This window comes from Archangium gephyra, from assembly GCF_049060025.1.
Classification (GTDB): domain Bacteria; phylum Myxococcota; class Myxococcia; order Myxococcales; family Myxococcaceae; genus Archangium; species Archangium gephyra_A.
In genome coordinates this window covers 3505349-3518355 of sequence record NZ_JBMEQQ010000002.1, presented here as the reverse complement: position 1 = coordinate 3518355, position 13007 = coordinate 3505349, and the positions used below count along the sequence as shown (strand labels likewise).

Annotated in this window: 12 protein-coding genes; 6 read left to right on the top strand and 6 right to left on the bottom strand. The window is 68.7% G+C overall.

The genetic code is table 11. The annotated features are described in order from the left end of the window. Positions 1–11 precede the first annotated feature (11 nt). From ACN28I_RS15195 to ACN28I_RS15185, 3 genes are all read left to right on the top strand, one after another. Complete coding sequence (locus ACN28I_RS15195; protein WP_420942748.1) at positions 12–953, top strand: glycerophosphodiester phosphodiesterase; 942 nt, start codon at positions 12–14, stop codon at positions 951–953. Further along, the gene (locus ACN28I_RS15190; RefSeq protein ID WP_420942747.1) at positions 944–1426 is read left to right on the top strand and encodes a hypothetical protein; all 483 of its coding nucleotides are present in this window, start codon (positions 944–946) and stop codon (positions 1424–1426) included. The genes ACN28I_RS15195 and ACN28I_RS15190 overlap by 10 nt, the downstream gene beginning before the upstream one ends. A gap of 133 nt (positions 1427–1559) precedes the next feature. Continuing rightward, on the top strand, positions 1560–3566 hold the full coding sequence (locus ACN28I_RS15185) for a S8 family serine peptidase (protein WP_420942746.1): 2007 nt from the start codon (positions 1560–1562) through the stop codon (positions 3564–3566). 87 nt (positions 3567–3653) lie between these two features. Here the strand turns inward: ACN28I_RS15185 and ACN28I_RS15180 are convergent, their stop codons facing one another. From ACN28I_RS15180 to ACN28I_RS15170, 3 genes are read right to left on the bottom strand one after another with little or no spacing between them, the layout of a single operon-like run. After that, the gene (locus ACN28I_RS15180; RefSeq protein WP_420942745.1) at positions 3654–4100 is read right to left on the bottom strand and encodes an SMI1/KNR4 family protein; all 447 of its coding nucleotides are present in this window, start codon (positions 4098–4100) and stop codon (positions 3654–3656) included. Further along, positions 4097–4486: an HNH endonuclease gene (locus tag ACN28I_RS15175; protein ID WP_420948644.1), complete on the bottom strand. Its 390-nt coding sequence runs from the start codon at positions 4484–4486 to the stop codon at positions 4097–4099. The genes ACN28I_RS15180 and ACN28I_RS15175 overlap by 4 nt, the downstream gene beginning before the upstream one ends. Before the next feature lie 34 nt (positions 4487–4520). Then, positions 4521–4811, bottom strand: coding sequence for a hypothetical protein (locus tag ACN28I_RS15170; protein WP_420942744.1), 291 nt, complete (start codon positions 4809–4811; stop codon positions 4521–4523). 230 nt (positions 4812–5041) lie between these two features. Here ACN28I_RS15170 and ACN28I_RS15165 point away from each other — a divergent pair, with 230 nt between their 5' ends. From ACN28I_RS15165 to ACN28I_RS15155, 3 genes are all read left to right on the top strand, one after another. Continuing rightward, the gene (locus tag ACN28I_RS15165) at positions 5042–5905 is read left to right on the top strand and encodes a DUF2381 family protein (protein ID WP_420942743.1); all 864 of its coding nucleotides are present in this window, start codon (positions 5042–5044) and stop codon (positions 5903–5905) included. After that, positions 5906–7627: a serine/threonine protein kinase gene (locus ACN28I_RS15160; protein ID WP_420942742.1), complete on the top strand. Its 1722-nt coding sequence runs from the start codon at positions 5906–5908 to the stop codon at positions 7625–7627. An 85-nt stretch (positions 7628–7712) separates the two neighbouring features. Beyond that, the gene (locus ACN28I_RS15155) at positions 7713–7970 is read left to right on the top strand and encodes a hypothetical protein (protein WP_420942741.1); all 258 of its coding nucleotides are present in this window, start codon (positions 7713–7715) and stop codon (positions 7968–7970) included. A gap of 346 nt (positions 7971–8316) precedes the next feature. On the opposite strand, the gene ACN28I_RS15150 is transcribed toward ACN28I_RS15155, so the two are convergent. Genes ACN28I_RS15150 through ACN28I_RS15140 form a run of 3 tightly spaced genes read right to left on the bottom strand, consistent with a single transcriptional unit; the run spans position 8317 to position 12997 of the window. Next, a complete protein-coding gene (locus ACN28I_RS15150) occupies positions 8317–10197 on the bottom strand; it encodes an ABC transporter permease (RefSeq protein WP_420942740.1) in 1881 nt (626 codons plus the stop codon). Further along, positions 10194–12050, bottom strand: a complete 1857-nt coding sequence (locus tag ACN28I_RS15145; protein WP_420942739.1) for a hypothetical protein — start codon at positions 12048–12050, stop codon at positions 10194–10196. The genes ACN28I_RS15150 and ACN28I_RS15145 overlap by 4 nt, the downstream gene beginning before the upstream one ends. Continuing rightward, a complete protein-coding gene (locus tag ACN28I_RS15140) occupies positions 12047–12997 on the bottom strand; it encodes an ABC transporter ATP-binding protein (protein ID WP_420942738.1) in 951 nt (316 codons plus the stop codon). Before ACN28I_RS15140 ends, ACN28I_RS15145 begins: the two co-directional genes overlap by 4 nt. Between the last annotated feature and the right edge of the window lie 10 nt (positions 12998–13007).

Below are 13007 nucleotides of genomic sequence, written 5' to 3'. Positions count from 1 at the left end.
TCGGGCCCCCCATGACAACGACCAGGTGGAATCAAAGAGGAGGCGCGCTCACCTGCGCGCTGCTGTTGGCCGCGGGCTGCGGCTTCGTGGACGCTCCGGGTCAACCCCGGGTGGTGGCGCACCGGGCCGGTGCGGGCCACTACCCGGAGAACTCGCGCTCGGCGGTGCTCTCCTCGCTGCACGAGGGCTACCCGGCCATCGAGGTGGATGTCGTCCTCACCAAGGATCGCATCCCCATCCTCTCGCATGATGCGTGGATCGACGCGGAGCTGTGCACGTACACCCTCCAGCCCAACGAGACGGAAGCCCGCCGGCTGCCCGAGGGCTCGCGCCTCCCCATCAAGGACTTCACCCTGGCGGAGCTGCAGCGCGACTACCGCTGCGGTGGCCTGGGAGATCCGGCGATGATCGGCGCCTTCAAGGTGGCGGACCGCTACCTCACCTTGGACGAGCTGCTCACCGCGCTGAAGGGCTCCCCGGACACGGTGGTGCAGCTCGACGTCAAGGAGCACCCGGACTACACGGAGCCGCCCGAGATCTTCGCCGAGGAGATCCTCGCCCGCTGGAACGCGGCGGCGCTGCCCAACCGCTTCTTCGTCACCTCCACCCGGGGCGAGCTGCTCAAGGCCTTCCAGGCGCGCCAGGACGTGGAGACGCTCCTCATCTGGCCGGCCTTCGCCGCGGACGACAACACCACCCTGGTGGGCCTCGTCAACGAGCTGAAGCGCACCGTGGGCGTGCAGGAGCTCATCCAGCTCACGCGCGACGCGGGGGCGGATGGCATCGCCGTGGCGTACCCGGTGGCGGACCGCGCCGCCCTGGAGGCGGTGCGCAAGGCCGGGCTGAAGACGGCCGTGTGGACGCCCAACACCGAGGGGCAGCTCGCGGCCTACTGCCGCTGGCCCCTGGACTACCTCATCACCGACTACGTGGAGCGTGCGCCATGCCGTTGACCCTCTCCCTGGTGGCCGCGGGCCTCACCCTGGCCGCGCCGGTGCGGCTGGACCGCGTGGACGTGCTCAGCGAGGACTCGGGCACCTTCCTGCATTACGAGGTGCCCATGGCGCCCGCCTACCCGGCGATGACGGGCGTGCGCTTCGTCGAGCAGGTGAAGGTGGTGCTCTCCCTGCCGGTGAGCGGGCTGTACGCGGGGGCCTCCATCGCCTCGCAGTCGCTCTCCTACGAGGGGCCGCTGTGGCGCTCCCAGGACGGGCGGGGCCTCTTCTGGACGGCCAGCGTGCACACGCGGCTGCTGATGCCCTACGGCGCCCACGCGGGCGTGGCCTGGCGCTTCGGCTTCCTGCGCCTGGGCGTCGGGGCGAGCGCCTCGTCCGAGGCCTCCTGGGCCCGCCCGGCGTGGACCGAGTGGAAGGTGCTGCCCACCCTGGCCCTGGGCTTCGGGCCCAACGTGGCCCCGGGCCAGTAGACGCACGGTCTCCGGGGATACGGAATCGGAGAAAACGAGATTAGCCGTCTTGACCGGTTGCTTCCGGAAAGACTAATTCCACGGGCTGCGCTCGTTTTCTTCACCCGTAGTCCTTGCCCCCCGGAGATCGTTCATGAAGCTGAAACTGAGCCGTGCGCTGTTCACCTGCTCCCTGCTGGGCGTGGCCGCCTGCGGTGGCCCGCTGCCCGAGGAGGAGGGTGTCCTCCCGTCGAAGGAGGTGGGGCAGATGGCCCAGCTCCTGCGCAAGCCGAAGTCCATCCCGGGCGAGTACATCGTCGTGCTGCGCGAGGACGTGAAGGACGTGGCGCTGCGCGGCTCCTCGGACGTGGCGCGCGAGCTGGTGGCGGCGCGTGGCGGCCAGGTGCTGCACACGTACGAGCGGGCGCTCAAGGGCTTCTGGGTGAAGATGTCCGAGGCCCAGGTGCGCGAGCTGCTGGCGGATCCGCGCGTGGCCTACATCGAGGAGAACGGCGTGGTGTCGGCGTCGGCCTCGCAGACGAGCGCGACGTGGGGCATCGACCGCGTCGACCAGCGCAACCTGCCGCGTGACTCGACGTACAACTACAACTTCGATGGCACCGGGGTGCACGCGTACATCATCGACACGGGCATGCGGCTGACGCACTCGCAGTACACGGGGCGCGTGGGCAACGGCTTCGACGCCATCACCGCGGGCGGCAATGCCAACGACTGCCACGGCCACGGCACGCACGTGGCGGGCACCGTGGGCGGCACCACCTGGGGCGTGGCCAAGAAGGTGACGCTGCACCCGGTGCGCGTGCTGGACTGCACGGGTTATGGCTCCGATGCCCAGGTCATCGCCGGCCTGGACTGGGTGGCGGCCAACCACGTCAAGCCGGCCGTGGCCAACATGAGCCTCGGTGGCGACGCGTCGCAGGCGCTGGATGACGCGGTGGAGCGGATGATCACCGCCGGCGTGGTGACGGCCGTCGCCGCGGGCAACGACAGCGGCAATGCCTGCAGCTACTCGCCGGCCCGCACGCCCAACGCCCTCACCGTGGGCTCCACCACGAGCAGCGACGCCCGCTCGTCCTTCTCCAACTACGGCACCTGCCTGGACATCTTCGCGCCGGGCTCGAGCATCACCTCGGCCTCGAGATCCAGTGACACCGGCAGCACCTCCATGAGCGGCACGTCCATGGCCTCGCCGCACGTGGCGGGCGTGGCGGCCCTGTACCTGCAGGCCAACCCCTCGGCCACCCCGGCCGAGACGATGGCGGCGCTCACCACCAACGCCACCCCGAGCAAGGTGACCAGCCCGGGCACCGGCTCGCCGAACCGGCTGCTCTACAGCATGTTCATCACCGGCGGCGGAGGCGGCGGCGACACCACGGCGCCGAGCACCTCCATCACCGCTCCGGCGGGCGGCTCCACGGTGGGCGGCACCACCACCGTCAGCGCCAACGCCTCGGACGACGTGGGCGTGAGCCGGGTGGAGTTCTTCCTGGGCAGCAGCCTGCTCGGCAGCGACACCACGGCCCCGTACAGCTTCGACTGGAACACCGCCAGCGTGGCCAACGGCACCTACTCGCTCACCACCAAGGCGTATGACGCCGCGGGCAACGTGGGCGCCTCGTCCGCGGTGTCCGTCACCGTGAGCAACGGCACGGGTAGCTGCTCCATCTCCGAGCAGCTCCTGGCCAACGCCGGCTTCGAGAGCGGCAACGTGAGCTGGACGGCGAGCACGGGCGTCATCGACGGCACCACCTCGGGCAGCGCGGCGCGCACGGGCAGCTACAAGGCGTGGCTGGGCGGTGCTGGCACCACCCGGACCGAGTACGCGTACCAGCAGGTGAGCATCCCCTCCACGGCGTGCAGCGCCTCGCTGAGCTTCTGGGTGAAGATCACCAGCTCCGAGACGACCACCACCACGGCCTACGACAAGCTGGCGGTGCAGGTGCGGAACAGCTCGGGCACGGTGCTGGCGACGCTGGCCACCTACAGCAACCTGAACAAGTCGACGAGCTACGTGCAGAAGACGCTCGATCTGTCGGCGTACAGGGGCCAGACCATCCGCGTCTACTTCAACGGCACGGAGGACTCGTCGCTGGCCACGAGCTTCTTCCTCGATGACACCGCGGTGAGCATCACCCGGTAGCCGCTCGATTCAGGGCTCGGAGTACCCGGCGGCGCGGGGGTGGCGGCACAGGCCCCCCGCGCCGTTTTCATGTGCGCCCCTTGCTGATCAATCTCGCAGCTCGTGCAGCCCCTCCAGGAATTCGCGGAAGCTGTTGGCGATGGAGTAGACCTCCAGCGCAATGGTGACGAGGACGATCCTGGGTTGCCCAGGCGGCGCGTCGCGGTAGTCAAAGCAGATGCTCTCTCCTCCTGGAGTCATCCCGAAGGGGAAGATGCCCGTTGGCACGTGGGCTTTGATGAGGCTGTACATGGTGGAGATGGCATACCCTGCCTTGGACTCTTCCGAGTCAAGGGTCAGCAGACAGGTGAATGCATTGTCGCTCTCCCCGATGTCGAAAACATTGGGGATGGGACTCATGCCATGGTGCAGAGGAGCGAGTTGCTTGTACTCCTCGGGTAGCTGGATGCCCCATACTGCTTCGAGCTTCTCGGCCAGAACAGGCTCTACAGGGTGGGCTTCCTTCCAGACGTAGGGCTCCCAGCGGATGTTCATTTCGGGGTTCCTCTCCCAGTCGCGAGCTGGCGGTATCCGCCACCCCAGATGGCCATGCCTCCCGTATGCGGATTGGCAAGACGGTGTGCGCCTTCACGAATGAGTTGCATTCTTCCAGCGTCTTGATGATGGTGCCAGACAAAGCCATTTGGAGGGTCCATGCGCGCAGGAAGGCGAGCAATTTCCTCTGATGAGAGGCCAATCTCTCGTGCCAGAGCTGGATCCCCACGAATGGCTTCATACAGCCGCTGATTGGCCGCCCTGAAGTGTTGAGCGGGTCGAGCGCTCCCAATATGGCTGTTGTCCAGAAGTGTTTCGAACAGGGAGTCGAACTCAGCGAATCCATTCTTGCCAAAACGAACAGTATTTGACGCCGTGGTGAGCATCACCCGGTAAGCGCTCGATTCAGGGCTCGGAGTTTCAGGCGGCGCGGGGAAGGCGGCACAGCCCCCGCGCCGTTTTCATGTCCTCGCGGGAGCGGACACGGTTGGTCGCCTTGACGCGTCCCGTGAGGAGCTGCGCCTGGAGCCCGTTCTCGGTGGCCTCGAGCTCGGTGGCTTCCACCTGACGGGCTCCCGAGATGAGGGCCTCGAACACGCCGAACAGCCGCATGCTCGCCGCGAGTGGCACGGCGAGCAGGACGCCGAAGGGCCCGTTGAGGAAGAAGATGAACCCGGAGTTCTCCTTCAGCTCCCGCTTGTCCTGCGCCACCTACGCCCTCCAATCGGCGAGGAAGGCCGCTCCGTCGAAACGGCGTTTCAGGACGCGACAGCGCAAGCGCATGGGACAGGTGCTCCGGTGAAGGAATTTGCACGGGAAGCTAGCGCAGGGTGCCGCACGGGCACCATCACTGGGGGTCCGGACTCATGCGCACTGGGTTCCCGGGGGGTTCAAGGTGCTGGACCTCTCCAGTCATGCTATATGCAGGAACGTCGGAGGTCATGCGCTTGCCATCTCCTGTTCATCGGGCCGCCGGAGTGGCCCTGCTCGTCTGTAGCACCGTCGCGGGAGCCCAGCAGCCACCCGTGGTGCGCGTGCGGCGCGAGCAGCAACTCGTACCCGCCCGGATGCCCGCTGGGAGTGAGCCGGAGCTGCGGGTGGCCCCGGGCGTCTCCACCGTGGTGCGCTTCGACGCGGACGTGGAAGGCGCCGGGGTGAAAGGGCAGGAACCCGCGCGTGGTTCCTGGGTGGACGTAGCCACGCGCGCCCTGTTGATCGAACCGCCGCGAGAGCTTGCTCCCGGCGAGCGGCTGCCGCTGGAGGTGGTCCTCGTCCAGGGGGCGGTCCGTACCCGGCTGACCTTCCAGCTCGTCTCGGCCCCTGGCGAGGTGGACACGCGGGTGAAGGTGGAGTTGCGCCCGCGCTCGGACCGGGACGAGGGGGAACCGGAGGCCCCAGCCCCCCGGCGCGAGGAGGGCCTGTTCTCCCGCTTCGTGCTCTCGGGGGTGATGGGAGAACAGGGGGTCTCCGCCTCCATGTTCAAGGGATCGGCCGTGGGCACCGGGGTGATGGCCAGGGAGTCTTGGGATTACCGGGCAGTTCATGGACGGGTCCTTTCAGTCCTCGTGTGCAATCCCGTGGGCGCGAGGCCTTGGCGCGCATCGGAGGCCGTTCCCCTGGCGCCAGCGGGCGCGGTGCTCGCGGAAGGCGAGCGGTGGAAGGTCTTCATGGATGCTCCCATCGAGCCGGGAGGCAGCGGGCTCGTGATGCTGGAGCAGGTGGGGACGTCCAGTGGTGCCCCTGTGCGCCTGGAGGTGCGGGAGAAGGACGGGAGCCGGAGTGTGCGGCTGGAGGAGAGCCACTGAATGGAGGCCCACGCGCAACAAAGGCTGGATCCCATGGACCTGCCCACGGGCACGCACGTGGGGCACTGGTGCGTCATCGGCAGGCTGGGTTGGGGCGGCTATGGGGCGGTGTACCTCGTGCGCAGCCTGCGCGGGCGCCGGCGTCAGGCCGCGTTGAAGCTGGCGCTGCGGCCGGGGGCGGTCGCGAGGCGCCTGGCGCGGGAGGCGGAGTTGCTGGAGCGCGTGCGGCACCCGCACGTGGTGCGCCTCCTCGAGACCGGTCTCTGGGAGCCGCCGGGTACGCGGGAGCCTCTCCCCTTCCTCGTCATGGAGTACGTGCCGGGCTCGCACCTCTATGCCTGGGCCTCGCAGCGCAACCGCCGGGTGCGTGAGGCGCTGGAGCTCCTCGGGCAGTCCGCGCTGGCGCTGCACGCGGTGCATGAGGCGGATGCGGTGCACCGGGACATCAAGGGGGAGAACCTCCTCGTCCGGGAAGGGGACGGGCGGCTGGTGCTGGTGGACCTGGGCGTGGGCGACTACGAGGGGGCCTCCACGCTCACCGGCACCCAGCTCCCACCCGGCACGGCGCCCTACCGCAGCCCCGAGGCCCTGCGCTTCCAGAGGGAGCACCTGGGCGATTTCGAGGAACGTTACGCGTTCAGCCTCGCGGACGAGCTGTATGCACTGGGCGTCACCTGGTACCGGCTCCTCACCGATACCTTTCCCTTCGAGTCCGAGGGGGAGGTGGGGTCCTACCGGGCGCACCTGGAGGGCCGGCGGCCGGAGGATCCCTCTGCCCTCAATCCGCGAGTGCCCCAGGCAGTCAGCGACCTCGTCCTGCGGCTGCTGTCCCCGCGTCCCGAGGAGCGGCCGGCGAGCGCGCGGGAGGTGGCCGAGCAGGTGGACACGTTGATGCGGAGCGGGGGCCCCGAGCTGGAGGCGCAGCTCTTCGAGCGGAAGGAGGGGGCCTCGCCGCACTCGCGCACCACGGAGGCCGCACGCGAGCCACACCCGCTTCTTCGCCTGCCAGTCTCGTTCATGGAGGCACTCGGAGGCCTCGCGCGCCGCTGGCTGCCGGGGCTCGGGACGGCGCTCGTGGTGGGGGCCGTCCTGATGGCTGTATTCGCGTCCGGGCTGGCCATCCGCAGTCTACCCTTCACACCGAGTCACCCGACCCAGGAAGGTGCAACCGTGGATGAACCGAAGACCCCCGCCGGCTCCTTGCCGGCTCCCGAGGCGAAGCTGTCTCCCCTGGAATTCGACTTCATGAAGTCGCTCGCGATGGCCGTGTGTCTGGTGTCGACCGGGTGTGCCGGCGTGCCGGTGAATCCCACGTGGCCACGGGACTGTCCTCCCGAGACGCTCGCCGTCATGAAGCTGATGGGCTTCGAGCCAGGTCGTCAGGCCTACATCGTCCTCGACATCAATCAGCCGGGAGCGTTATCCGAGCACGGCGTCTATCGGGCGGGTCCCATCGTGAGTGTCTTCACCGAGGGGGAACCGAGCCGGTTGCTGCCGTTGGGAACGAAGGTGTACGGGCACATGTGGACGGGGGGAGAGCAGACCCAGGTCTACTGGACCCGGGCCGAGATGCCCGATGGCCGGGAGATGCCGTTGTGTGCGGTGCTCGGCTTCGATGAGCGGGGCGGTTACTGGAAGAAGCCGGGTCCGCAGCCGGGCACCGTCATTGTGTCCAAACAGGCGCCCCTCACGGTGACGCGCCGCTTCGAGCGGCCCGAGTGAAACACGTCAGACGGCCTCATCAGGAGCAGGCTGCGCTGCTCGTACCGGGTGCTCGTGGCCTGTGTTTGAATCGTTGGAGTCATTCATGCTCGATGCCGAGAAGGCGCAGATTCTGACTCATGTCCTGGGCCGTGCCATGGCCAAGGCCGTTCCGGATGACAAGGTCCGTGATGAGATGGCCTTTCACATCTCGGATGTGCTGAGGAACTTTCTCCAGATAAGTCCTGTGACTGATAAGGCCTTTGAGTCAGGCGAGTTGTCGCAAGATGATGTGGATGTGATCTTGTCGCTGCTGCTGACTCATTGGCCATATCACTTGAAAGGACTCTCAAGTCAGTGGTGAAGTATCAAGATCATCCACGTCGGTGATCTTGTTGTCTTTCTTCCATGAGCGTGGGAGTCCAAAGGCTCCGGATTTGTCGAGCGCGGTATAGAGAAGTGGCCTAATGACTTCTTCAAAAACAGTATGGCAGTTTGGGCACAAGGGAATTGCATTCCATTCTTCCTCTGGACCCTCATCCACGATGTGTGCTGCGTGCCGACGACCTGCCGACCATCCACACCATCGGCATGGTTGCTTGGCGACTCTTTTGGCTAGGTTTCGGTTTTTGAAAGCCATCGAGGTCTTATCCTATGAGTTCCTGCTGCAGTGAATAGTACCCGGGAAAACCTCTACTTCGCGCGGCGCTTCACTCCACCCGCACCATCGTCCAGGGCTCATACAGCACCAACCCCTGCGGGGCCCTGAGCCCGAGTTGGTACCAGAGCCGCCCCTCCGAGATGTTCGCTGGCGCTCGCCAGTGGGGGCCCGTTCCGGAGTAGGGCCCATCGAACGTGTGGACGCTGGACGTCTTGTCCGAACGGAAGCGGCAGACTACCTCCCATCCCTCGGGCACCTTCCCGTCCACGACGGCCCGGATGCCCACCTGCCCCTCCTCGCGCTCCACGGCTCCTCGTGGACGCGGCAGTGAGTCGATGACCTCGCGGCGGCGCTCCACCTGCTCGTCCAGGTACGCGAAGAAGTCGTCGAACACCTGGGACAGGTCGATCCCCGCCGTCTGGAACGCGTCCTGCCACGCCAGCGCGCCCTCCAGTCCCTCGGGGGCGTCCTTCCTCCCGAGCGCCTTGATCACTCGCGCCGGGGCTTCGTCTCCATGCCGCCGCACCAGCACCTCGATGAACGCCCTGCCCAACGGGTACACCTGATTCTCGTCCCGCTCGGCCGCGAGCTTCTCCAGGTCCAGCAACTCCTCCGTCTTCACCTCCCGCCGGGCCCGGGCCGCCGCGGCGATGAGCTGGTACTCCTCCTCAGCTCCGGCCGGGTGGAAGAAGCGGTACTCCACATAGCTGGCCAGCCCCTCGCTGAGCAGCTTCAGGGTCGCCAGCCGAGGCGCCGCCTCCACCCCGGCGATGCGCTGCGCGAGCACGTGCGTCGTCTCGTGTCCGAGCACCGCGAAGCCCTCCTCCGGCTGGGAAATCCCCGCGAGGTTCATCCGCAGCGTGTTCCAGTAGGCCGTGCCCGCCGTGTGCCTCGCGCTCCCGCTGAGGTCCGCGCGGATGGGCTCCCCCGCCTCCACTCCGAGGAAGGTGCGGACCTTCTCGAAGGAGCCATCCGCCCCATCCACGAGCGGCCCGGCGCGTTTGCTCAGGCTCGCGGGGTAGCTGAACTGGTAGTGCCCGGTCGCCGCCTGCGCGGTGGCCACGGACGGGAACTCCATCTGGGGGCCCTCGCCGCCGCCGCTGTCCTTCTCCGTGTCGTCGCCGTCGAGCGTGCGGGCGGAGACCGCGATGAACAGTCCCACCGTGGCGAGCGTGGCCAGGGTTCCCATCCACGAGCCCTGCAGCCGCCGCTGGACGGAAGCGGTGAGCCGCTCGCCCCACCCGAGGAACTGCGCCAGGGCCAGGCCGAGCAGCACGCAGGCCACCGAGAGCTGGAGGCGCAGGGCCTCCACGGGCCAGCGCCACGTGGTGCCCTCGAACCGCGGCGCCGTGAGGCGGAACGGGTTGAGGGCGGACAGCCACGGCATCCGGTCCTCGAGGATCGACTGGCTCAGCATCAGCACCGCCAGCGCCGTCCAGCACAGCCGCCGCAAGGGCGCCAGCGCCAGCGCCAGGGCGAGCACCGTGATCGTCTGCGCCACCCGCAGCACTGCGGCCACCGCCATCACGTCCAGGTGCAGGCCCGGCTCCAGCGAGGTGCTGGACACGAGCTGGTGGAAGAGCATCCACAGCATCGTCCCCAGCGGGAACACCAGCACGGTGGCGAGCGCGACGAGCAGCTTCACCCAGAAGAGCGTCCAGCGGGAGGTGGGCAGCGCGTCGAGGAACTCCAGCGTGCGGTCATCCTGCTCGCGCACGAGCAGGCCGCAGCCCAGCGCGAAGGTGAGGATGAACGTCATCAGGGACAGGTCGCCGTCCGGGCTGAACCGCTTGAAGGTGTCCGCGTAGGGCGAGAACCCCAGGGGCTCGGTCCACAGGTCCGACAACACGTCGAGCGCGATGAAGAAGATCGCGAGCCAGAGGAACGGCCGCTGGTCGCGCACCTCCTTGGCCACGAGGGGGCGGATCATCGGATCTCCTTCCTTTCCGCGAGCAGGCGGATGGGGCACCCGAGCGTCTCGGACTCCACCTGCACCACGAACAGCCACCGGTCCCCTCGCGCGAGCCCCACCGGCAGCCGGGCCCCGCTCGCCGAGGGCACCGTGTCCTGCCGGGACAGCTCGTGCGCGGCCACTTCGTTCTCGAAGGGCTCGAGCTTGTGGTGGAGCAGCGCGTACCGGGTGGGAAGCGCCCGTCCTTCCGCCGCCTGGAGGGTGTGCTCCAGCCGGAAGGTCTCCGCCGACTCCGCCACCAGCGAGAGCGAGGGCGTCATGCCCGCCACCCGCTCCAGCTCCTTCGCGTGCGTCTCGCGGTTCTGCCGGAGCGCCTCGGACCAGCGCCGCAGCAGCTCCTCCTCGGAGAACCCCTCCTGCTCGCGCAGCAGCGAGGCCAGCCGGGGCTCATTCCAGAATCCCCAGAGGCCCGTGCCGGGCGGCTGTGCGAGGGTGCGCCGCATCAGCTCCTGGAAGGAGCGCTCCCCGAGCTTCGTGTGCAGCACCTGGACACCCTGGGCGGCCAGTGCGCCCGACAGGCACGGGCCGAGGCGCTCGCGCGTGGTCAACCAGGCCCGGGAGTCGAAGCCCTCCCGCGAGGCCACCGCGGCCCTCAGCGACAGCCGCTCCTCCGGACGGCTCCGGTGCGCCCACCACGTGGTGAAGCCATCGAGCAGCCACTGCCGCTCCTCCCGCAGCACCACGCCCTCGCTGACGTGGATGAGCACCTCGCGCAAGAGGAAGGCCTCGAAGGCCCGGGCATCGAAATCCGGAGCCGCGAGGTTCGCCCGCACCACGACGCCATCGGCCTCCTCGAGCTTCGCGCGCTGGAACACGTCCGCATCCAGCTCGCGGATGGGCAACACCGCCACGGCCGGAAGCCGCTCGAGCCCGAGGTACTCGCTCAGCGCGAGCAACTCCTGGGCGAGCCGTTCCGCCAGCGCCTGGGCCCGCTCCCGCGGGAAGCCCACCCCCGAGGCCACCTGGACGGCCGACTCCTTCACCTGTGTCTGCTCCGCCTCGTGCAGGGCGAAGGGCTGCCGCTTCCGCGCCTCGCCCATCATGGAGATCACCGCGAAGAGCCCGACGAGGACACACGCGATGAACACCTTCTCCCGGTGGCTCATCTTCTGGGAGAACAGCTCGGCCAGGGTCCCGTCCCGGTAGAGGATGAGCCCGAAGCTGAGCGCCACCGCCGCCGCCGTGAAGGCCCAGCACCCCACGAGGTCGTCCCAGGGGATGCGGGTGCGCTCGAAGGCGAAGTCGGCGCCGAGCAGCCCGAACGGCCCGGCCGTGGAGAGATCGAGCTCGGTGAGGTGGTCCGCGGCGAAGGCGGCGATGACCAGGAAGATGTAGAGGGGATTGCGGTAGCGGCCGAGCAGCCCGGCGAGCACGAAGAAGCTCCAGCCCAGCAGCACCGGGGTGGCCGCGCGCAGGGAGAGCAGGAGGAGGAAGCGGGCGGTGACGTCCTCGTTCACCCGGGCCCTGCTCCACAGGAAGAGGAGGGTCGCGGCGAGCGGGAGCAGCAGCACGGCGGCCCCGAGCACGAGCTTGGTGGCGAGGATGCGCGGGCGCGAGAGCGGAAGCGCCTCCAGGAAGAGCTGGGTCCGCTGGCCGTACTCGCGCACCACCAGGCGGTGGCCCACGAAGAGGGCGCCCACGCTGGCGAGGATGATCGCGGGCACCTGGAGCAGGGCGAACAGGCTGCCCTTCTCGGCGGTGTTCTCCTGCGCCAGGAGCATGAGGAACAGCACGAGCCAGAGGAAGCCGTTGAGCAGGAACCACGCGCCCCGGTGCTCGCGCCACTCCTTGAGGAGGAGGGCCCGGCTCATGGCTCGTCCGACCTCCGCGCGTAGGCGAGGAAGATGTTCTCCAGGGACAGGGTCTCCACCGTCTCGGGAGCGAAGGGGCTGGAGGCCCAATCCCCGGGCGTCCCGAAGAGCACCAGCGCCAGGCGTCCCTCCTCCGGCAGGCGCTCGCGCCTCACGAGCGAGAGGCCGGGCGGGAGCGGCTCCGGTGCCGTCTCCAGCACCACCCGCCGGACGGACTGGCGCAGCGTGTCGAGGCTCCCCTGGTAGCGCAGCCGGCCCTCGTGGAGGATGCCGATGCGGTGCGCCACCTCCTCCACCTCGCCGACGAGGTGCGAGGAGAAGAGCGCGGTCTGTCCCTCGCGCCGGACCTGGTCGCGGAGGATGTCGAGGAACTCGCGCCGCGCCACCGGGTCCAACCCGGCGGTGGGCTCGTCGAGGATGAGCAGCGGCGGGCGGTGGGCCAGCGCGAGTGCCAGTCCCAGCTTCATCCGGGTGCCGCCGGAGAGCTGCGCGGACTTGCGATCCTTCGGCACGTCCAGCACCCGGAGGAGCTGCTGGAAGCGGGCGTCATCCCAGTGCGGGTAGAAGCCGGAGACGAACCGCCCCAGCTCGAGCGCCGTCATCCACGGGTAGAAGACCTGCTCCTGGGACACGTAGCCGAGGTGCTGCTTCTGGGCGGCGCGCACGCGGCGGACCCGCTGGCCCATCAGCTCGATGTCACCCTGGTCCGGCCGGAGGATGCCCATCAGCATCCGCAGCGTGGTCGTCTTCCCCGCGCCGTTGCGGCCGAGGAAGCCGTACACCTCGCCCCGCCGCAGCTCCAGGTCCACCCCGTTCACCGCCTTCACCTCGTGGAAGGCGCGGGTGAGCCCCTGCGTGCGGAGGATGACCTCCGGCTCCGGCAGGGGCGCCGGCGGCGGCGGCATGTCGGGAGGTGGGGTGGGCAGCGGCTCGGAGAGCTCGGACATGGGGCGGCAG